The following is a 20,955-nucleotide window of genomic DNA, read 5'->3' as shown; positions in this document are numbered from 1 at the left end:
CGAGTGTCGTTCCGGAGCGATGCGTCAGCATCGAATCCGGAACCTCGAGATTCCCCGGTGCGCAATTGCGCACCGGGGGTTCGGTCCTGCGGACCGCTCCGGAACGACGACGAGAAAGACCTACGTCGCCGACGCCGCCGCGGGGTGGAAGACCAGCCCGAAACCGTCGATGCAATAGCGCAAGCCGGTCGGCTTCGGACCGTCGTCGAAGACGTGGCCGAGATGGCCGCCGCAGCGGCGGCAATGCACCTCGGTGCGGACCATGCCGTAGGTGCGGTCCTCAGTCTTGCCGACATTGCCCTCGATCGGCTGGTAGAAGCTCGGCCATCCCGTGCCGCTCTCGAACTTGGTCTCGGACGTAAACAGCGGCAGGTCACAGCCGGCGCAGGCGAAAATGCCCTTGCGGTGCTCCTTCAGCAGCGGGCTGGAGCCGGGCCGCTCGGTGCCGTGATTGCGCAGGATCTCATATTGCTGCGGCGTGAGCTGGGCACGCCATTCGGCCTCCGTCTTCACAATCTCGAACTTTTCCGCGGCCTTCTCGCCGGCCTCGGCGGGGGATGCTCTCAGCCAGCGGAAGGCCGAAAGGCCAAACAGGCCGGCGACAGTCGTCAACAGGATGCGGCGGTCAACCATCTCATTCTCCGTGCGCGGGGAGTCCACGCCATGAGATACGGGCTCTAACGGCCGATGTTACACTTCCGGGCGGGATTTTTCTTGGACCTTATCGCGAGATGCCGGCGTCGTGAGAGGCCGGTTCCCTGCCCTGTTCAACCTGTTCTACGTCTTGGGCCGCAGGTCTCGGCGGCGGGGCCGGCCGCGGGCGAACGCCAGGCGGGGGACGGCGCGGGCCGGTGCCGGCGGCCCGGTTGGCTTTGGCGAGGCGGGCCTCGCGTTCCCTGTCCTTGACCCGGGCACGTTCGCGATAGCGGGCGAGCGAGCCTGCCGCGGCGGAACTCGCCCTGCTCCAGATCCCGACCAGCTGGCCCGCGACGCGTCCCGTGGTGCCGCCCGCCCAGACCAGCTCGAACGGCGAGAACAGCCGCCAGCGCTCATCGCCCCACAGAATGCTGCGCGCGATCATCTGTCCGGCCATGGCGGAGGTGTTCATGCCCTGGCGGCCGAACCCGCTCGCCACCCACAGGCCTTTGCGCAACTGGCCGATCTGCGGCATGCCGTGCACGGTCTGGCCGGTGGCGCCGCCGAACATGTCGGCGATCTCGACATTGCCGAGCTCGGGAAAAATCGTGCGGATCCGCCGCCTGACGGCGCCCGCGAAGCGCTGCGGACGCGCCGCCCAGGTGGTCTCCGGGCTCTCCCACATCAGCCGGTCGCCGTCGACGATCCGGAAATGGTCGACGCCGTCGGAATCCATCACCGATCCCTTGAAGGCGATGATCTCATGAAGCCGCTCGCCGAGCGGCGCGGTGACGCCGGCATAGCGCCAGACCGGCAGCAGCGTCTCCGAAAGGCGCTTCAGTGGCGCGCCGAGATGAATGTTGCCCGCGAGCACGATGTGGGTCGCGCGCAGCCGCGCCGAGGGCGTGACGATGCGCTTGCGGATGCCGGAATGATCGATGCTGACGACCGGCGTGTCCTCGAAGATGCGGGCGCCTGCCCGCCGCGCCAGCGCCGCAAGGCCGTGCACATATTTCCGGCCGTCGACCTGGAACGCCCTGGGATAATACACGCCGTGGAAGTAGCGATCGGTCTTGAGCAGCCCGCGGACGTGATCGGCCTGCCAGCCCTCGACCTCGGTATCGAAATCCTCGTTCAGCATCTGCAACCGGCTGATCAGCCGGTCGCCGGTATCGACGTTGGAGACCTCCAGCACGCCGTCGCTGAGGCCGATTCCCGGCATGTTCTCTTCCGTGGCGTTGGCCCGGACGAACTCGGCGCCTTCCTTCGACAGGGCCCACAACTCGCGCGCGTCCTCGAAGCCGATGCGCTCGATCAGGTCCACGAGCGGCAGTGCGAAGCCAGGCATCACGGTGCCGAGCTGGTTGCCGGAGGCGTTCCAACCGATATGACGGCCCTCGAGCACCGCGACGCTGGCCCCGAGCCGGGCCGCCTCCAGCGCGATGGAAAGGCCGGCAAGTCCCGCGCCGATGACGCAGATGTCGGCATCGAGATCGAACGTCAACCGCACGCGGTCGCGCAAGCCGGCTTCTTCCTGGGACACGCTTGTGAAAGTCTCGCTCATGTCGTTTTCTTAGAGCATGATCCGAAGAAGTGTGCAGCGGTTTTCCCTCGCGACGAACGCAAAATGCGTTTGCGCGGAGATCATGCTCAAAACAATAACTCTAAGGCGCGATGGCGATTCGTCCCAATCTCACCGCGCTTTTGGACCTGTCCGGCGCTTGTCACCTTGTTCTCGACCCGCGCCCGTAGATTATTCTGGACACACAACGATTCGAGAATGCCATGCGCCGTTTGATGCTGCTGCGTCACGCCAAGACCGAGACCGACGCGCCGAGCGGCCGTGACCAGGACCGCCGGCTCGACGAGCGCGGCCACAAGGATGCTGCGCGGATGGGCGACTGGATCGCCACCCATCCCCCCTTCCCCGATACCGTGCTGGTATCGCATGCCGTGCGGGCCCGGCAGACCTGGGACATCGCCTGGGAGGCGATGAAGGACCGCGTCCCCGTGCCGCAGGTCGAGGTCCTGCCGGAACTCTACGGCGCCGATTCCGCGGAAATCCTGGAAGCCATTCGCACTGCAACCGCCCCGGCCGACCCAAAGCAGTTGCTGCTGATCGGCCACAACCCCGGCATGCACGAGGCCGCCCTGATGCTGATAGGCGGCGGCGACCCGGCCGGCGCCAAGGCGCTCAGCGACAACCTGCCCACCGCGGGGCTTGCGATCTTCGACTTTGACGTCAAGGATTGGGGTGACGTGGCCTACCGCCGCGGCAAGCTGGTGCTGTTCGTCAGCCCCAGGCTGCTTCGACCGGGATGATCGCGCGACCCGCCGGCAAGACGTGCTGACCGAAAGATTTGGAGGCGCAGATGTTCAAGTCCATCCTCGTGCCCATCGACCTCGCCGACACCGATCTCGCCAAGCCGGCGATCGCAACCGCGGCGACGCTGTCCCAGACCTGGAGCGGCACGGTACGCCTGCTCAACGTGCTGCCGATGACGCCGGTGATGCTGGCCGAATACGTCCCGGCCGATTTCGACGAGCAGCAGCGCCAGACCTCGGAGGAGGCCCTCGCCATCGTCGCGCGCGAGTCCGGCATCGAACCGGGCCGCATCTCCAGCATCGTGCGCCAGGGCGGCATCTACCACGAAATCCTGGAGGAAGCCGCGCAGATGAAGGCCGACCTGATCGTGATGACCTCGCACCGGCCGGCGATGCGCACCTATTTCCTCGGCTCCAACGCCGGGCACGTCGTGCGCTACGCCAAATGCTCGGTGCTGGTGGTGAGGCACTAGCGCGGACAGGACGCAGCTACAGGCTGACCGCCGGGAACCGCAGCAACAGCTCACGCTGTCGACCGACAAACGAAGTTGCTGCGGAGAAATGGAATCGTGAGGTTGCGGGGTTCGTAAAGGAACGAACGCAGCTCGCCCTCGTTTAGATCAGCTGCAACATTTCTCATTCTGCTGTGAGGCATCGTGCAGACCCGCTCGAGGTGCTGCCAATGACCTTTCTGCAAACTCGTTTCCCCGTGCTTCTGTCCGGCTGCCTGAACGCCTTCAGGCGGTATCCCGCACTCACCGCCATTGCTGGTGCAGTAACGGTCATGGCGGGGGCGGCTCTCGTCAATCGGCAGCTTGCCAGGAAGGCGCAACGCGATAATCCCCCGCAGGGACGGTTCATCGAGGTCAACGGCGTACGTCTGCACTATGTGGAGCGCGGCAAGGGTCGACCGCTGGTTCTCTTTCACGGCAACGGCAGCATGATCCAGGATTTCGAGTCGAGCGGCTTGATCGATCTGGCAGAGGAGAGCTACCGCGTCATCGTGTTCGATCGCCCCGGATTCGGACATAGCTTGCGACCCCGCAATGCCGTTTGGACCCCCGAGGCGCAAGCGGATCTGTTCAAGGAGGCACTCGCTCATCTGGGCGTCCAGCGTGCGATTGTGCTGGGCCATTCGTGGGGAGCGTCGGTCGCAGTGGCGCTGGCGATCAGGCATCCCTCGCTCGTCGAAGCTTTGGTGCTGGCGTCGGGATACTATTTCCCAACCGCCCGCACCGATGCCGCGGCCTCTTTCCCATCTGCAATACCCGGGCTCGGAGATATCATCAGTCACACCGTCTCCCCGATCTTCGGGCGGCTGATGTGGCCTGTGATGTTGCGTAAATTATTCGGCCCGCGCGAAGTCCCCGAGAAGTTCGCCGATTTTCCCAAGGAAATGGCCGTGCGGCCAGCACAGATGCACGCCAGTGCTGCGGAAGCGGCCTTGATGGTCCCTGCGGCCTTTGTAGCTGCGAAGACCTACAGCGAACTCAAGATGCCCACGATCATCATCGGGGGTGAGGACGACCGTCTGATCGACATCGACAAGCAATCAGTCAGGCTCCATGGGGAGATCAAGCAGAGCAAATTGCATCGGATCGCCGGAGTGGGGCACATGATCCATCAATCTGCGACACCCGACCTGATGGCGGCCATCGACGAAGCCGCTGCCGCGACATTGCATTAGCCGGCAACGTCCAAAGGACATTCGAGATACAAGCGAACCGGGCCGCGCTTCGCGCGGACCCGTTGGCTCGCAAGGACGATGCGGAGACAGTTGCGCGCCGAAGCCCCGCTCTCGTGCCCCGGGCGCTGCGCAGCACGAAGTGATGCGCTGCAGAACCGGGACCAAGATCTCAACGAACTCCGTTACCTTCTAGATCCGGGCCTGCGCAGCAGCGTAAGAACGCTGCAGCGCGTCCGGCACACGACAGAGCAAGCTCACAAATACCGCGTCAGCTCGGCCTTGAACTGCCCGTACACCGCGTCCTCGATCTGGCTGCGCGTGATGCCGATGTCGCGCAGGGCGCGGTCATCGAGCTCGCTCAGCGTCTTGACGGCGGAGCGGCGCTCCAGGCGGTTGAACAGCGCAGAGGCGGCGTGGGCAAGCACACTGAAAAATCCGCCCGATGAGGATGGGCGTAAACTCGGCCCGGCAGTTTGCGAGATCGTGGTCATTCTTTCTTCTCCGGCGTGTCGTTCCGCGGCGAAGCCGATGCCGTTGGCGCGGACGCTGTCAGCGCCTGCACCTCATTGCCGTCGGATTGCTCTCGCGCACCCTCGGCTCAATCGCGGATCTTGATGGAACTTAAATGCTCCGGTACATTACTCGGAGCAAGCAAAACATTGCTCTCGGTGCAATAATGTCGAAGTTCGAGTACGTGAAGCTTGCCGACGCCATTGCGGCCGATATCACTAACGGCACGTTAAGGCCCGGCGACCGGCTGCCGCCGCAGCGCAATTTTGCCTATGACCGTGGCATCGCGGTCTCGACCGCGAGCCGGGTTTATACGGAATTGCTCCGCCGCGGCCTCGTGGTCGGCGAGGTCGGCCGCGGCACCTTCATCTCCGGCGACATCAGGCGCCAAGTCGAGACGACGCGCGAGCCGGCCGAGGCGCGCATCAATTTCGAGGTCAATTACCCGCTGCTGCCCCAGCAATGGGCAATGATCGCCAAGAGCCTTGCGGGGCTGGAGCGCGTCGACGCGCTGGAGTCCGCGCTTCGCGTTTCGACCAGCACCGGCACCAGGAGCGCGCGCAACGCGGCCGCCGCCTATCTCGCGCGCAAGGATTTTACGCCGCAGGCGGACCAGATCTTCTTCACCGCCAACGGCAAGCAATCGCTCGCGGCCGCGCTTGCGGCGCTCGTTCCAACCGGTGGCCGCTGCGGCGTCGAGGCGCTGACCTATCCATACGTCAAGAGCATCGCCGCGCGGCTAGGTGTGACGCTGGTCCCGATTCCGATGGACGAGCACGGCGCGCGGCCGGATGCGATCCAGAAGGCACATCGCGAGGCGCACCTGTCGGCGCTGTATCTCCAGCCCATCATCCAGAATCCGCTCGGCGTCACCATGAACGCGACGCGGCGCGCCGACATCATGCGCGTCGCCGAGAAGCTCGATCTTCCCATCATCGAGGACACCGTCTACGGCTTCCTCGCCGACGATACGCCGCTGGCCGCGCTCGGGCCGGACCGCTGCATCGTGATCGACAGCCTGTCCAAGAAGGTCGCGCCCGGCCTCGCGCTCGGCATCCTGGTCGCGCCGCCTCACTTGCGCGAAAGCGTCATGAGCGCGGTCCGCACCGGCGGCTGGATCGCCTCCGGCCACGCGCTGGCGGCCGGGCAGCGGCTGATGGCCGACGGCACCGTCGCCGAGCTGACGCGCCTGAAGCGCATCGACGCGGCGCGCCGCCAGCAGACCGCCGCGAGGCTCCTGGCCGGCTATCAGCTCGCCGCCGATGCACGCTCCTATCACCTCTGGCTGACACTGCCGCCGCACTGGCGTTCGCAGACCTTCGTCGCCGCGGCGGCAAGGCGCGGCATCGCGCTGACGCCGTCCTCGACCTTCGCGATCGCGCATGGTCATGCACCAAACGCGGTGCGGCTCGCCCTCGCCCCGCCGTCGCCCGAGCAGCTCGATTCCGGCCTGCGCACGATCGCCTCGCTGCTCGGCACCAAGGAAGAGGATTTCGACTCGACGGAGTAGCTCAGACCTCCGGCCAATCCGCGATAAAGCCCCTCGCCTTGTAAGGCTCGATCTTGTCCCATTCGTGCAGCATGCGGCGACGAAATTCGGCATCGGTATGCCAGAGCGCACGCGGCGTCGCGAAGCTGTCGACGGTGAGTAGCATCTTCTCGACCTCCGGCCAGTGCCGCTGCAGCGTCATCGGGTAACGCCGCGCGGTCCAGGTGTTGCCGAGGCAGATCACGCTGCGGATGTTCCGCAGTCCGAGCGCCGCGTCGATGACCGGCAGCGAGAAGATCACGTTCTCGCCCGTGTTCATCGCGCAATGCTCCTCGAGGATAACGTCCGCCGGAATGCCCGCCGCGATCATCGCCGTCTTGATGATCGTGCACTCGGATTGCTCCGAGCCCGGCGTTACACCGCCGCTGACAATCGACCAGCGGAACAGCCCCTCGCGCCAGAGCCTTGCGGCAGTGCCGGCGCGCAAGCCAACGTCTTCACGGGTGCCGAACATGAACAGCAGGTCGGCTGGCCGCAGCGGCGTGTCGGTCAGATGCGTGCGGTTGATCCTGGCGATCTCATCTGCCGTCGGCAGACGGGTGCTGCGGTCCATGACTGACATGAACGCAAGATGCGACGCCGGCGCCGCGACGCGAAGTCACGTTTGATTGCTGCCGATTGCACTCAAGGCAGCAGAGCCTTCGGCACGCGATCGAAACTGTAGCTCTGCGGCTGGTTGCGCCGCACGAAGCCGCCGACCTGCCAGGCGAACAGCGCCGCGAAGCCGAGAATGAACAGCGCACCGGCGAACTCGCCGATCAGAAGCGCGCGGATCAACAGCCCCGCCATCGCCACCGTCAGCACCGCCAGGAAAGCCAGCGCCGCCGCATAGGTGTTGCGGCCAAGGCCGGCGGTCAATTCGGCCCGGCTGCCAGCCTGCGCCATCCGCGCATGCAGCGCGAGAATGAAATCGCGGAAACCGCTGTCCTGCGGCGCCATCAGCGCCGCGGTCTGCCAGCTCGTCGAGAGGATCGCGATGCGCCCGCCGCCGGTGCGGCTGACATCGGCCCGGAATCGGTGCTGCTGCATCGAGACCGGGCGGAACGACAGCCGGATCGCCGAGATCTCGTCGTAGCGCCACAGGCCGGAGCGTCCGGCGATGTGCCAGGACAGCCCCTGCTCCGTCAGCTCGAAACGATGCGCCGACCCGATCAGCGAGGCCTTGTAGGCGTAGCTCGTGGCCGAACCGGCTTCAGCTCCCCGCATCTCGATCATTGATCCCGTTCGCGATCCGCTTGCGCGATCGCCCTCGTCCATCCTACAAGCGAGACATGGCTCAGACGATGTTTTTTCCGCGCCGCCTGATTCTCGGCGCCGCCGTGATCTCCGGCGTGCTGCTCGCGCTCGCGGTCCACATGCTGGGCGCGCGCTACGGTCTCGACCTCGGCGGCCTCTGGCGCTCCGACACGCATGAGTTCATGCCGGCTGGCGCGGCGATCGCATGGTGGCTGATCGCCACGGTCGGCTTCTCCGGCGGCTATTTCACCGCGAGCCTGATGCAGAGCGCCGTCTCCGGACAGATCCCGCATAGGATGCGGCAATTCCTGATCGCGGTCGGCGTGCTGCTGCTTGCGGGAGCGGGCCAGGCGGCCTCCGCGCCGAGCCCGATCCCGACCGTCTCGGGCGTGCTGGCCGGGCTCGCCGCGCTCTGCCTCGGTGCCGTGATGGCGTTCTGCGGCGCGCATTTCGCGCTGCGCCGCGGCTGACCTGCTCTGCCGCCCCAAGCCGGCGCGCTCATAGCACCGAAGATACACGTCAAAAGAAAGCGCCGCGCGTGGTCGCGCAGCGCTTTCCCGGCTGCACCGTGACTGCTAGCTCGCCGCGCGCAGATTGACCTTGCTCTCGGCGAGTGTCGTGAGCTTCTTGTCGGTCGCCTTCTCCTCCTCCAGCGTCTTGGCGAGGACGCTGGCGCAGTCGTTGCGGCCGAGCTGCTTGGCCCAGGCGATCAGGCTGCCATAGCGCACGATCTCGTAGTGTTCGGCGGCCTGCGCCGCGTTGATCAGCGCGGCGTCGAGCACGGCCTTGTCGGCGACTTCGCCGGCGGTCTCGTCGGCTTCCTCGATGATGCCGTCGATGGCCGGGCAGTCGACCGCCTTCACGGCGACGCCGTGCATCTTGAACACTTCCTCAAGTCGAGCGACGTGCTGCTTGGTTTCCTCGAGGTGCGTCAAAAAGCCCTGTTTCAGCTGCGGATCGGTGGCCTTGCTTGCCATCTTCGGCAGCGCCTTGGTGAGCTGCTGCTCGGCGTAATAGATGTCCTGAAGCTGATGCACGAACAGGTCGTTCATGGTTTTGATGTCTTTTGTGAACAGTCCCATCGTTCCGATCCTCTCGGGTTTTGGGGAACACGGAGGCGCCGGCTTGCACGAAAAGCCGCATATTCCGCCATGTTCGATTGCTGATGAAGCCTAACGAGAACGCGGCATCGACGTTCCAAAAAGGCCGAAGCCGCTTGCGCTGGAACAATGCGGACGGCGCCAGGATTTGAAATCGTGTCGGCGCACCAAACGCGCGAGCGGAGCCGGTTTCACGACTCATATGCTTAACGCGCATCCGATGTGAACCGCGTATGACAAAGTCGCCGGTCCAACGCAGAACCTATTGTTGTCAAGGGCTGCACAAGCCGCTGATTTTGCCTTAAATGAGCTTGATCAATGCCTAGCGATCGATGCCTGCCTTTGGCCACGATCGCGCCCGACCGGCCAATGCCTGGCCCGGTCGGTCTTTGCCCCCCGTCGGGAGGATGAATGCACGGACTGCTGCCCGCGCTGAAACGCGGCTTCAAGAGATGGATCGGCTGGCGACGGCTCGGAATTGCCGCGAGCATCTTCATCATCGCCTTCGCGATCACCACGCTGGTGCGGACCCTCAAGGGCATCGATACCGGCGTCATCCTGACTGCGTTGACAGAGATTCCCCGCGGCAGTATCGGCCTGGCGGCGATCTGCGTCTTCTTCGCGTTCTGTACGCTGACCTTCTACGACTTTTTTGCATTGCGAACGATCGGCAAGAAGCACGTGCCCTATCGCATCGCGGCGCTGTCCAGCTTCACGTCCTATTCGATCGGCCACAACATCGGCGCCACCGTCTTCACCGGCGGCGCGATCCGTTTCCGGATCTATTCGGATTACGGGCTGAACGCGATCGACGTCGCGAAAATCTGCTTCCTGTCGGGCCTGACCTTCTGGCTCGGTAACATCTTCGTGCTCTCGATCGGCTTGGCCATCCACCCGGATGCGGCGTCCTCGATGGATCAGCTTCCCCCATCGATCAACCGGCTGATCGCGCTCGGCGGCCTTGCCTCGATCGGGGCCTATCTCATCTGGCTGTGCATGGGCGAGAAGCGGCGCGAGCTCGGCCAGAAGGGCTGGAAAGTGGTGCTGCCCTCGGCCCCGCTGACGCTGGTGCAGATCCTGATCGGTGTGGTCGATCTCGGCTTCTGCGCCATGGCCATGTACCTGCTGATGCCGGCCAATCCGCCGATCGACTTCATGTCGCTCGCCGTGGTGTTCATCCTGGCGACCCTGATCGGCTTTGCCAGCCATGCGCCCGGCTCGATCGGCGTGTTCGATGCCGCCATGCTGGTGGCGTTGCCCGAGTTCGGCCGCGAGGAGCTTCTGGCGACGCTGCTGGTGTTCCGCATCCTCTATTTCGTGATCCCGTTCGGCCTCGCCATCTCCATCATGGGCGCGCGCGAGCTCTGGATGAACGTGGTCGAGCCCTGGCAGGAGCGGCGGCGGCTGGCGGAGGCCTGTGCGCAGGGCAATTTACCCAAAGAGGTGACGCCGATGCAGCGCGAGCGGTTGCTGCGGCAGGCCAATAAGCGCTAAGGCAGCGGGTGCAGACAAAGGTTGCGGGCGGCTGAGCAATGCTCTCTTATTTCCGCCTCAACTTTGCCGTTGAAGACCCGGGCCATGATCCCTCTATCCCTTCGTACTCTCGCCGCAGGCGCTCTGCTGCTTGCCGGGCTTTTGACCGCCTTGCCGTCCGAGCGCGCCGCCGCGCAGGATGCGGGCGCCATGCAGATCGATTGGGAGGTGCGTAACCGCTTCCGGCTGTTTCGCGAGGAGCGCGACTTCCTGCTCCATGTCGAGAACGCGCGCAACCGCAGCATCCTCGCCGCCGAGCAATCGCTGGAGCTGCAGAGCGAGGGCCGCGGCTGGGCCCGCAACATGGTCAACCGGCTCTGCATCGACCTCCAGGGCCGGGTCAACCAGCCCTGTACCCGCGACAACGTCAAAGAGAACTACATCACCCCGATCGACCATCCTGTGACGGTGCGACTGACCGGCGCGGTGCCGGTCGGCGCCACCTGCGCCTGGTCGTTCGACGACGGCGACGGGCCGCAACAATCGACCTTCGACTGCGCCGAGCCGATCAATCTGCGCGTCCGCTACGGCAGGCAGACGGTCGCGACCGTCGACGTCTCCGCCGGCTCCCATCCGACCCAGCGCCTCCAGACCGAGATCCGGGTCCGCGACATATTCGTCGCCGGCCTCGGGGACAGCATCGCCTCCGGCGAGGGCAATCCGGACCGGCCGCTGGCACTCTCGGACGAAGGATTTTGCTTCCGCTCCTATCTCGGTACCGCAGGCGCACAGTACTACCGGCCGAGCCGCCACGGCTTCAAGGGCGGCCGCGCCTGCGAGGCGCCGGATACGCTCGCCAACTGGCAGCGCTACAGCGCGCTCTGGTTCAACGCGCCCTGCCACCGCTCGCTCTATAGTTACCAGGCCCGCACCGCGCTGGCGCTCGCGGTCCGCTACACCCACATCGCCGTGACCTTCCTGCCGCTCGCCTGCACCGGCGCCAGCATTGCCGACGGGCTGCTTGGCTCGCAGCGCGCCCGCGAATGCCCACCCGGCAAGACCGGCGTCTGCAACACCAGCGTGAACGCACAGGTCGCCGAGCTGCGCGAAGCGCTCACCGCGGCAAAGAAGCGCCAGCCCGATCGGACGCTCGATCTCGTGCTGCTTTCGGTCGGCGCCAACGACGTCTATTTCTCCGGCCTCGTCGCCGACGTCATCGTCGACACCGCGACCGAGCGGACGCTATTCCGCCGCTCCGGCGTGATGGCGAGCGTCGATGATTCCCGCGATGCGCTGACGCGGGAGCTGCCGCAAAGCTTCGTTAAGCTGCGCGAGGCGTTGAAGCCGCTCGTCGGCGGCGACCTCTCGCGCGTCGTCTATGTCTCCTACGCCAACCCTGCGCTCGCCGACGGCGGCGTTCCCTGCCGCGGCGGCCGCGCCGGTTTCGACATCCATCCGTCCTTCAACGCCGATCCGCAGCGTCTCGCCCGCGTCTCCACCTTCGTCGACACGGAATTCCTGCCGCAGCTGAAAGGGCTTGCCACCTGCACCCGCGGTGCGCTGTGCCGCGATCCCGAAGCCGACCGCATGACCTTCGTCGATGCGCACCAGGCCGCGTTCGGCGATCACGGCTTCTGCGCCCATTCGGGCAATGACCCCGAATTCGACCGGGCCTGCTTTGCCGAGAACGGCCAGAGCTTCAATCCCGATATCGTCAGCGCAGCGAGCCAGCCGATGCTGTGCGGCCGCGGCGCCTCGGAATATCGCGCCTACCTGCCCCGCGCGCGCTGGATCCGCGACGCCAATGACAGCTATTTCGCAGCGATGACCTATCCGCAGGGCCTGCCGGCCGCGAGCCAGCCCACCGACATTCACGACGCGACATGGGGCGTGCTCTCCGCCGTCTACGGCGGCGCCGTGCATCCGAGCGCCGAAGGCCACGCCGCGATGGCGGATGCCGCGCTGCCGGCCGCGAGCACCGTGCTGGGGCTCGATGCGGTGCCGCCGAACGTGACGCGGGGATTTCTGCCGCAGCTGCTGCCGAGCGTGCGGCAGTAGCAACGCTGCCGCCACACGCTCGGCGTCATCGCCCGCCTTGTGCGCACTTGCGCACTGGGACGGGCGATCCAGTACTCCGTGACAGCCGTGATTAAATCGAGGAGCCGCGGCGTACTGGATTCCCCGCCTTCGCGGGGAATGACAGCAGTGTTGCGTGGTACAAGCTCGCACCTAAACATCGCTCTCACATTCTCACTCTCTTAGGTCGTTTCGCCAACCCGCCGTTCCATCGATCCAAAGACGGCATCGATCGATACTTCCTTGAACTTGGACACTTCGCCGCGCGCGCCTCTAGGACTCGCCTCGAGGAAATGTTCGAGTTCTAAGGAGGCGCATGATGAGCGCAGTGGTGTCCGCCGCGGACGTGAGGAGATCTCGCGTCAGGCTGTTCATCGTGACCATGTTGTTCCTGGTCACGACAGTGAACTATGCCGACCGCGCCACGCTGTCGATAGCAGGTCCCGCGCTCTCCAAGGAGCTGCATCTCGATCCCGTCGCCATGGGCTGGATCTTCTCGGCCTTCGGCTGGTCCTATGTCGTAGCGCAGGTGCCGGGCGGCTGGCTGCTCGATCGTTACGGCTCGCGCCTGGTCTATGCCTTCAGCATCATCATCTGGTCGCTGTTCACGCTGATGCAGGGCTGGGTGGGCTTCCTCAGCGCCGGCGCGGCCGTCGTCGTGCTGTTCGCGCTGCGCCTCCTCGTCGGCGTCGCGGAAGCACCGTCGTTTCCCGCCAATGCCCGCATCGTCGCGGCGTGGTTTCCCGGCAATGAGCGCGGCACCGCGTCGGCCTTCTTCAATTCGGGACAGTATTTCGCGACCGTGATCTTCGCGCCGCTGATGGGCTGGATCGCGCACGCCTATGGCTGGCGCTTCGTGTTCTTCGTGATGGGGGCGCTCGGCATCGTCATGGGTCTCGTCTGGATCAAGACCATCTATGGCCCGAAGGAGCATCCTTCGATCAACGAGGCCGAGTTCGACTACATCAGGAACGGCGGTGCGCTGGTCGATCTCGATGCGCCCAGGGAGGATCTGAAGCAGGAGCACGCAGCGCAATCCGGCTCCGGGTGGGACCACATCCGCCAGTTGCTCTCCAACCGCATGATGCTCGGCGTCTATCTCGGCCAGTACTGCATCAACACGCTGACCTATTTCTTCCTGACCTGGTTCCCGGTCTACCTCGTCAAGGAACGCGGGCTGTCGATCCTGCAAGCCGGTTTCGTCGCGACGCTTCCTGCGCTGTGCGGCTTCATCGGCGGCGTGCTCGGCGGCATCATCTCCGATGCGATTCTGCGCGGGACCGGCTCGCTGACCATGGCGCGCAAGATCCCGATCGTCGGCGGCATGCTGCTGTCGATGTCGATCATCGCCTGCAACTATGTCGACGGACAGGCGCTCGTGGTGGGCTTCATGGCACTCGCCTTCTTCGGCAAGGGCATCGGCGCGCTCGGCTGGGCCGTCGTCTCCGACACTTCGCCGAAGGAGGCCGGCGGCGTCTCCGGCGGCCTGTTCAACACGTTCGGCAATCTCTCCTCGATCACCACTCCGATCGTGATCGGCTACATCCTGGCCGCGACCGGCTCGTTCAACGGCGCGCTGGTGTTCGTCGGCCTCAACGCGCTGGTGGCGGCGTTCGCCTATCTCGTCATCGTCGGCAAGATCGAGCGGGTGGTGCTCAAAGGTTCCTCCTGAGGGCTCTCACGGGAGCTTGACCAGGCAACTTGCGGCGGCTCACCAGCCGCCGTCTTTGTATTGGGGGTTATCGATGCTAGAAGTGCCGGGGAAACGCCTTATCCATCTAAGGCATGTATCGATGTTCGACCTCAACCAGCTCCGCTGCTTCGTCACGGTGGCGGAGGAACTGCATTTCGGCCGCGCCGCCGCGCGGCTGAACATGACCCAGCCGCCGTTGTCCCGGCAGATCCAGGTGCTCGAGCACATCATCGATGCGCCGCTACTCGAACGCACCAGCCGCTCGGTCCGCCTGACCCCTGCCGGGCGCAGCTTCCTGCCGGAGGCGCGGCGCATCCTCAAGCTTGCGGAAAGCGCCTCGCAGGTCGCCCGCCGCATCGCGCTCGGCAAGATCGGCTCGCTGAAGATCGGATTTACGGCGGCCGCCGCCTACGGCTTCCTGCCCGAGCTCGTCGCCGCCTGCCGCGCCAAGCTTCCCGAGGTCGATTTCTCGCTGAAGGAGATGGTGTCCGGCGACCAGTTCGAGGCGCTGACCTCCGGCCAGATCGATGCCGGCCTGCTGAGGCCGCCGATCGCGCGTCCCGAGCTTGCCAGCCGCCGCGTCGTCGCCGAGCCTCTGCTCGCGGCGATCCCGAGGAAGCATCCGCTGGCGAACGCCGACACCATCGCCATCAAGGACTTCGACGACCAGCCCTTCGTGATGTACTCGCCCTATGAGAGCCGCTACTTCCACGACCTCCTGGTCGCGCTGTTCACCCGCGCCGACGTGCTGCCGCGCTACGTCCAGCATCTCAGCCAGATCCACTCGATCCTCGCGATGGTGCGCGCCGGCCTCGGCCTTGCCATCGTGCCGGCCGCAGCCGCGAACCTGAAGATCTCCGACGTGCGGCTGCGGCCGCTGAAGCTGCGCAACCGCGTGCCCGTCGAGCTGTTCATGGTCTGGCGGCGCGAGGACGAGAATCCGCTGTTGTCGGCGCTGATCAAAACCGCCGGCGAACTGTCCTCCGCGGAGCTGCCAGAGGATTGATGCTCAATCCGCATCGGTCGATATAGGCTTTGGCTTGGACGCGCATCGAACGGTCTCCTAAACCACGGCGCATGGACGCGCAGGCTTTGCGTCCTCCGCAACACGCACGAAGGGAGCAGCGCCCGTGAGCAAGATGACCCCGCAGGACATGGCCCGAAAGATCGGATCCGGCCTCCTGTCCTTCCCCGTCACGCCGTTCAGGGCTGACTACTCCTTCGACGAGGCGACCTACCGCGCCAACATGGACTGGCTGTGCGGCTACGACGTTGCCGGCCTGTTCGCCGCCGGCGGCACCGGCGAGTTCTTCTCGCTGACCCCGGCAGAGGTTCCGCAGATCGTCAGGGTCGCCGTCGAGGAGACCAAGGGCCGCGTGCCCGTGCTTGCCGGCACCGGCTACGGCACCGCAATCGCGCGCGAGATCGCCATCGGTGCCGAGAAGGCGGGTGCCGACGGCCTGCTGCTGCTGCCGCCCTATCTCACCCATTCCGAGCAGGACGGCCTCGCCGCCCATGTCGAGGCCGTCTGTGCCTCCGTGAAAATCGGCGTCATCGTCTACAACCGCGACAACGCCATCCTCCAGCCCGACACGCTCGCGCGCCTGGCCGAGCGCTGCCCGAACCTCGTCGGTTACAAGGACGGCATCGGCGACATCGAGCTGATGACCCGCGTCTACACCAAGCTCGGCGATCGCCTCACCTATATCGGCGGCCTGCCGACTGCGGAGACCTTCGCGCTGCCGTATCTCGACATGGGCGTTACGACCTATTCCTCGGCCGTGTTCAACTTCGTGCCGGAGTTCGCCACCAGCTTCTATGCCGCGGTGCGCAAGCGCGACCATGAGACCATCCATGCCGGCCTGAAGAACTTCATCCTGCCGCTGATCGCGATCCGCAACCGCAGAAAAGGCTATGCGGTCTCGATCATCAAGGCCGGCATGAAGGTGATCGGCCGCGACTCCGGCCCGGTCCGCCCGCCGCTGACCGATCTCACCGAGCAGGAGATGGCGGAGCTGACGGCGCTGGTGAAGAATCTGCCCGCCATCCGATCGACACAACAGGCGGCAGAATAATCAGACAACGGGGAGGAGCGCGCGATGGCCCGAATTGAGATCTCTGGCGCACCTGTTGTCACGGCGATGCAGGTGATCCCGGTCGCGGGCCGCGACAGCATGCTCCTCAACCTCAGCGGCGCGCATGCGCCGTTCTTCACCCGCAACATCGTCATCCTCACCGACAATTCCGGCCACACCGGCGTCGGCGAGGTGCCGGGCGGGCAGAGGATCTGGCAGACACTTCAGGATGCCCGCGATCTCGTCATCGGCAAGACCGTCGGCGCGATGAACAACATCCTGGCCGACGTCCGCACCGCCTTCGCCGACCGCGACGCCGGCGGCCGCGGCAAGCAGACCTTCGACCTGCGCGTGATGATCCACGCGGTCACGGCGATCGAATCCGCACTGCTTGATTTGCTGGGCCAGCATCTCGGCCTGCCCGTCGCAGCCCTGCTCGGCGAGGGCCAGCAGCGCAAGAGCGTCGAGACGCTCGGCTATCTCTTCTTCGTCGGCGATCGGCGCAAGTCGAAGCTCGACTATGTCGCGGGCGAGAGCGGCAAGGCGGAATGGTTCAACCTCCGCCATCAGGAAGCGATGACGCCCGAGACCGTGGTGCGGCTCGCGGAGGCGACCCACGACCATTACGGCTTCGCCGACTTCAAGCTCAAGGGCGGCGTGCTCCGCGGCGAACAGGAGATCGAGGCCGTCACGGCCATCGCAAGGCGCTTCCCGAACGCGCGCGTCACACTGGACCCGAACGGCGCCTGGTCGCTGGACGAGGCCGTCAGGCTCTGCAAGGGCATGCACGGCATCCTCGCCTATGCCGAGGATCCCTGCGGCGCCGAGGCCGGCTTCTCCGGCCGCGAGATCATGGCCGAGTTCCGCCGCGCAACGGGGCTGCCGACGGCGACCAACATGATCGCCACCGATTGGCGGCAGCTCTCCCACGCGCTGCGTTTGGGCTCCGTGGACATTCCCCTCGCCGATCCCCATTTCTGGACCATGCAAGGCTCCGTGCGCGTGGCCCAGACCTGCCGTGACAACGGCCTGACCTGGGGCTCGCACTCCAACAACCACTTTGACATCTCGCTCGCCATGTTCACCCATGTCGGCGCCGCCGCCCCCGGCAAGGTCACCGCGATCGATACCCACTGGATCTGGCAGGACGGCCAGGCGCTGACGAAGGAGCCGCTCCAGATCAGGGGCGGCAAGATCGCAGTGCCCGATCGCCCCGGCCTCGGCATCGAGATCGACCGCGCCGCCATCGAGGCCGCGCATCAGCTCTACAAGAAGCATGGACTCGGCGCCCGGGATGACGCTATGGCCATGCAGGACCTGATCCCCGGCTGGACCTTCGACGACAAGCGTCCGTGCCTCGTGCGATAAGAAAAGTCAGTCATGATCCCGGGAAAGTGGACACCGGTTTTCCGATAGGATCATGTCCCTTGAACAAGGAGGAAAAGATGACAGCGATCCTGAAGAACTTCATCGGCGGCGAATGGGTCGACGGCTCGGGCGTCACCAGGAACATCAACCCCTCCAACACCAACGACGTCGTCGGCGAATATGCCAAGGCCGACAAGGCGCAGACCGAGAAGGCGATCGCCGCCGCCAAGGCCGCCTTCCCCGCCTGGGCGCGCTCGACGCCGCAGGAGCGCTATGACGCACTGAACAAGATCTCCGCCGAGATCCTCGCCCGCAAGGAAGAGCTCGGCCGCCTGCTCGCCCGCGAGGAAGGCAAGACGCTCCCTGAGGGCATCGGCGAGGTCGCGCGCGCCGGCCAGATCTTCGCGTTCTTCGCCGGCGAAGCGCTGCGCCTGATCGGCGAGAAGGGCGCCTCGGTGCGTCCCGGCCTCGATGTCGAGCTCACGCGCGAGCCGGTCGGCATCGTCGGCATGATCACGCCCTGGAATTTCCCGATCGCGATTCCCGCCTGGAAGATCGCGCCCGCGCTCTGCTACGGCAACACCGTGGTGTTCAAGCCGGCCGAGCTGGTGCCGGGCTCGGCGCATGCGCTGTCCGAGATCATCACCCGCTCCGGGATTCCGGCCGGCGTATTCAACCTCGTGGTCGGCTCCGGCTCCGTGGTCGGCCAGACGCTGCTCGAGCATCCCGATGTCGCCGCGATCTCCTTCACCGGCTCGGTGCAGACCGGCCGCAAGATCGCGCAGGCCTGCGTGCTGTCGAACCCCATGAAGAAATTCCAGCTCGAGATGGGCGGCAAGAATCCGCTGGTCGTGCTCGACGACGCCGACCTCAAGACCGCCGTCGAGGTCGCCGTCAACGGCTCCTATTTCTCGACCGGCCAGCGCTGCACCGCCTCCTCCCGTCTCATCGTCACCGAAGGCATCCACGACCGCTTCGTCGCTGCGATGGCCGAGCGGCTGAAGGGCCTGTCGGTGGACGACGCGCTCAAGGCCGGCGTGCATATCGGCCCCGTGGTCGACCAGAGCCAGCTCGACCAGGACCTGCGCTACATCAAGATCGGCCAGGACGAGGGCGCCAAGCTCGCCTTCGGCGGCGAGCTGCTCAAGCGCGAGAACCCCGGTCACTATCTCCAGCCGGCGCTGTTCACCGAAGCCAGCAACAACATGCGCATCGCGCGTGAGGAGATTTTCGGCCCCGTCGCCGCCGTCATCCGCGCCAAGAACTACGAGGAGGCGCTCGCGATCTCCAACGATACCGAGTTCGGGCTTGCCTCCGGCATCTGCACCACCAGCCTGAAATACGCTTCGCACTACAAGCGCAACAGCGAGTCCGGCATGGTCATGGTCAACCTGCCGACCGCCGGCGTCGACTATCACGTGCCGTTCGGCGGCCGGAAGGGCTCGAGCTACGGCGCCCGCGAGCAGGGCTCCTATGCGCGCGAGTTCTACACGACGGTGAAAACGGCCTATACCTTCCCGGGCTAACCGCGGGGAATATCTCGTAGGGTGGGCAAAGCGACTTGTCCGCCGTAGCTCGAAGAGCGAAGGCGGAAGCGTGCCCACCGCTTACGTTTCGGTGTGAAGCATGGTGGGCGCGGCGCGTTGCGCCTTTGCCCACCCTACGGCTTCGGAGACAAGCGCAAATGGACCAGGACGTCGCAGCGAAAGAGCAGCCCCGCTACATCAAGCTCAACGAGCGCGACAATGTCGCGATCGTGGTCAATGATTTCGGGCTTCCCGCCGGCTCCCGCTTCGCCAGCGGACTGACGCTGCGCGCCTTCGTTCCACAGGGCCACAAGACCGCGCTGGTCGACATCGCGCAAGGCGCGCCCATCCTCCGCTATGGCGAGATCATCGGCTACGCGCTGTCGCCGATCCTCGCCGGCGAATGGGTGGACGAGGCCCGCATCCGCATGCCGGATGCCCCTGCCCTCGACAGACTGGAAATCTCGACCGCCGTCCCCGCGCCGCTGCCGCCGCTCGAAGGCTTCACCTTCGAGGGTTATCGCAATCCGGACGGCTCGGTCGGCACCAAGAACATCCTCGGCATCTCCTCCTCCGTGCAATGCGTCAAGGGCACGATGGAATATGCGGTCAAGCGCATCCGCGCCGAGCTGTTGCCGAAATATCCGAACGTCGACGACGTCGTGCCGCTGACCCATGCCTATGGCTGCGGCGTCGCCATCAATGCGCCCGACGCGGTGGTGCCGATCCGCACCCTGCAGAACCTCGCGCTCAATCCGAATTTCGGCGGCGAGATTCTGGTCATCAGCCTCGGCTGCGAAAAGCTGGCGCCCGAGCGGCTGGTGCCGGAAGGCATCAGCGATGCCATCGTGCGCATGCAGGACGAAGCCTTCGACGGCTTCGGCGCCATCGTCGATGCGATCATGACCCAGGCCGAGGCCCGGCTGAAGGTGCTCAACACCCGCAAGCGCGAGACCTGCCCGGCCTCCGATCTCGTCATCGGCCTGCAATGCGGCGGCAGCGATGCCTTCTCCGGCGTCACTGCGAACCCCGCCGTCGGCTTCGCCGCCGACCTCCTGGTGCGCGCCGGCGCCACCGTGATGTTCTCGGAAGTCACCGAGGTGCGTGACGCCATCCAGCTGCTCACCCGGCGCGCGATCAACGAGGATGTCGGCCGCGCGCTGGTGCGCGAGATGGCCTGGTACGATTCCTATCTTGCCCGCGGCGGCGCCGATCGCAGCGCCAACACCACGCCGGGCAACAAGAAGGGCGGGCTTGCCAACATCGTCGAGAAATCATTGGGCTCGATCGTGAAGTCCGGATCGAGCGCCATCACCGGCGTGCTCTCGCCCGGCGAGAAGGCGACGCAGAAGGGCATGCTGTTCGCGGCAACGCCCGCCTCGGACTTCATCTGCGGCACGCTCCAGCTCGCCTCCGGCATGACGCTGCAGGTGTTCACGACCGGCCGCGGCACGCCCTATGGCCTTGCCGCCGCGCCCGTAATCAAGGTCGCCACCCGCAGCGAGCTTGCGCGCCGCTGGAAGGACCTGATCGATTTCGACGCCGGCAGCATTGCCACCGGCGAGAAGACCATTGAGGAATGCGGCTGGGACCTGTTCCGCCTGATCCTCGACGTCGCCTCTGGTCGCACCAAGCCGTGGTCGGACCGCTGGGGCATTCACAACGATCTGACGCTGTTCAATCCGGCGCCGGTGACCTGAG

Annotated in this window: 19 protein-coding genes; 13 read left to right on the top strand and 6 right to left on the bottom strand. The window is 65.6% G+C overall.

Annotation, left to right across the window (positions count from 1 at the left end):
- Positions 1-120: 120 nt before the first annotated feature.
- Both msrB and AC1RQP_RS31645 read right to left on the bottom strand, forming a co-directional pair.
- Positions 121-633, bottom strand: coding sequence for a peptide-methionine (R)-S-oxide reductase MsrB (gene msrB / locus AC1RQP_RS31650; protein ID WP_239625139.1), 513 nt, complete (start codon positions 631-633; stop codon positions 121-123).
- A gap of 88 nt (positions 634-721) precedes the next feature.
- Positions 722-2,200 carry an NAD(P)/FAD-dependent oxidoreductase gene (locus AC1RQP_RS31645; RefSeq protein ID WP_492940791.1) on the bottom strand — a complete coding sequence of 493 codons (1,479 nt, stop codon included), beginning with the start codon at positions 2,198-2,200 and terminating at the stop codon, positions 722-724.
- Between the two features lie 221 nt (positions 2,201-2,421).
- Here AC1RQP_RS31645 and AC1RQP_RS31640 point away from each other — a divergent pair, with 221 nt between their 5' ends.
- From AC1RQP_RS31640 to AC1RQP_RS31630, 3 genes are all read left to right on the top strand, one after another.
- On the top strand, positions 2,422-2,958 hold the full coding sequence (locus tag AC1RQP_RS31640; protein ID WP_492940789.1) for a SixA phosphatase family protein: 537 nt from the start codon (positions 2,422-2,424) through the stop codon (positions 2,956-2,958).
- 50 nt (positions 2,959-3,008) lie between these two features.
- Positions 3,009-3,434, top strand: a complete 426-nt coding sequence (locus AC1RQP_RS31635) for a universal stress protein (protein WP_492940787.1) — start codon at positions 3,009-3,011, stop codon at positions 3,432-3,434.
- A gap of 311 nt (positions 3,435-3,745) precedes the next feature.
- Positions 3,746-4,648 carry an alpha/beta fold hydrolase gene (locus AC1RQP_RS31630; RefSeq protein ID WP_492940823.1) on the top strand — a complete coding sequence of 301 codons (903 nt, stop codon included), beginning with the start codon at positions 3,746-3,748 and terminating at the stop codon, positions 4,646-4,648.
- Positions 4,649-4,902: 254 nt separating this feature from the next.
- On the opposite strand, the gene AC1RQP_RS31625 is transcribed toward AC1RQP_RS31630, so the two are convergent.
- Entirely contained in the window at positions 4,903-5,139 is a 237-nt protein-coding gene (locus tag AC1RQP_RS31625) for a DUF1127 domain-containing protein (protein WP_492940785.1), read from the bottom strand.
- A 185-nt stretch (positions 5,140-5,324) separates the two neighbouring features.
- Between AC1RQP_RS31625 and AC1RQP_RS31620 the strand changes: the two genes are divergently transcribed.
- Complete coding sequence (locus AC1RQP_RS31620) at positions 5,325-6,668, top strand: aminotransferase-like domain-containing protein (protein WP_239625150.1); 1,344 nt, start codon at positions 5,325-5,327, stop codon at positions 6,666-6,668.
- 1 nt (position 6,669) lies between these two features.
- On the opposite strand, the gene AC1RQP_RS31615 is transcribed toward AC1RQP_RS31620, so the two are convergent.
- A complete protein-coding gene (locus AC1RQP_RS31615) occupies positions 6,670-7,269 on the bottom strand; it encodes a YdcF family protein (protein ID WP_239625152.1) in 600 nt (199 codons plus the stop codon).
- Positions 7,270-7,331: 62 nt separating this feature from the next.
- On the bottom strand, positions 7,332-7,922 hold the full coding sequence (locus AC1RQP_RS31610; protein WP_492940782.1) for a hypothetical protein: 591 nt from the start codon (positions 7,920-7,922) through the stop codon (positions 7,332-7,334).
- A 56-nt stretch (positions 7,923-7,978) separates the two neighbouring features.
- Here AC1RQP_RS31610 and AC1RQP_RS31605 point away from each other — a divergent pair, with 56 nt between their 5' ends.
- Positions 7,979-8,413, top strand: a complete 435-nt coding sequence (locus AC1RQP_RS31605) for a hypothetical protein (protein WP_239625154.1) — start codon at positions 7,979-7,981, stop codon at positions 8,411-8,413.
- Positions 8,414-8,518: 105 nt separating this feature from the next.
- Here the strand turns inward: AC1RQP_RS31605 and AC1RQP_RS31600 are convergent, their stop codons facing one another.
- A complete protein-coding gene (locus AC1RQP_RS31600) occupies positions 8,519-9,025 on the bottom strand; it encodes a YciE/YciF ferroxidase family protein (RefSeq protein ID WP_028177413.1) in 507 nt (168 codons plus the stop codon).
- Between the two features lie 429 nt (positions 9,026-9,454).
- Between AC1RQP_RS31600 and AC1RQP_RS31595 the strand changes: the two genes are divergently transcribed.
- From AC1RQP_RS31595 to garD, 8 genes are all read left to right on the top strand, one after another.
- Positions 9,455-10,537 carry a lysylphosphatidylglycerol synthase transmembrane domain-containing protein gene (locus AC1RQP_RS31595; protein WP_492940780.1) on the top strand — a complete coding sequence of 361 codons (1,083 nt, stop codon included), beginning with the start codon at positions 9,455-9,457 and terminating at the stop codon, positions 10,535-10,537.
- A gap of 84 nt (positions 10,538-10,621) precedes the next feature.
- The gene (locus AC1RQP_RS31590; protein WP_492940778.1) at positions 10,622-12,574 is read left to right on the top strand and encodes an SGNH/GDSL hydrolase family protein; all 1,953 of its coding nucleotides are present in this window, start codon (positions 10,622-10,624) and stop codon (positions 12,572-12,574) included.
- A gap of 337 nt (positions 12,575-12,911) precedes the next feature.
- On the top strand, positions 12,912-14,264 hold the full coding sequence (locus AC1RQP_RS31585) for an MFS transporter (RefSeq protein ID WP_492940776.1): 1,353 nt from the start codon (positions 12,912-12,914) through the stop codon (positions 14,262-14,264).
- Between the two features lie 121 nt (positions 14,265-14,385).
- Positions 14,386-15,291 (top strand): LysR family transcriptional regulator, encoded by a 906-nt coding sequence (locus AC1RQP_RS31580; RefSeq protein WP_239625159.1) that lies wholly within the window; start codon positions 14,386-14,388, stop codon positions 15,289-15,291.
- 124 nt (positions 15,292-15,415) lie between these two features.
- Complete coding sequence (gene kdgD / locus AC1RQP_RS31575) at positions 15,416-16,360, top strand: 5-dehydro-4-deoxyglucarate dehydratase (protein WP_492940774.1); 945 nt, start codon at positions 15,416-15,418, stop codon at positions 16,358-16,360.
- Positions 16,361-16,384: 24 nt separating this feature from the next.
- Positions 16,385-17,728 carry a glucarate dehydratase gene (gudD, locus tag AC1RQP_RS31570; protein WP_492940772.1) on the top strand — a complete coding sequence of 448 codons (1,344 nt, stop codon included), beginning with the start codon at positions 16,385-16,387 and terminating at the stop codon, positions 17,726-17,728.
- Between the two features lie 77 nt (positions 17,729-17,805).
- Positions 17,806-19,254 (top strand): aldehyde dehydrogenase family protein, encoded by a 1,449-nt coding sequence (locus AC1RQP_RS31565; RefSeq protein WP_492940770.1) that lies wholly within the window; start codon positions 17,806-17,808, stop codon positions 19,252-19,254.
- Positions 19,255-19,412: 158 nt separating this feature from the next.
- Positions 19,413-20,954, top strand: coding sequence for a galactarate dehydratase (gene garD / locus AC1RQP_RS31560; protein ID WP_492940768.1), 1,542 nt, complete (start codon positions 19,413-19,415; stop codon positions 20,952-20,954).
- Position 20,955: the final 1 nt, after the last annotated feature.

The organism is Bradyrhizobium sp. GW821-FHT13H06 (assembly GCF_058803975.1).
This window is presented reverse-complemented; position numbering and strand designations above follow the sequence as displayed.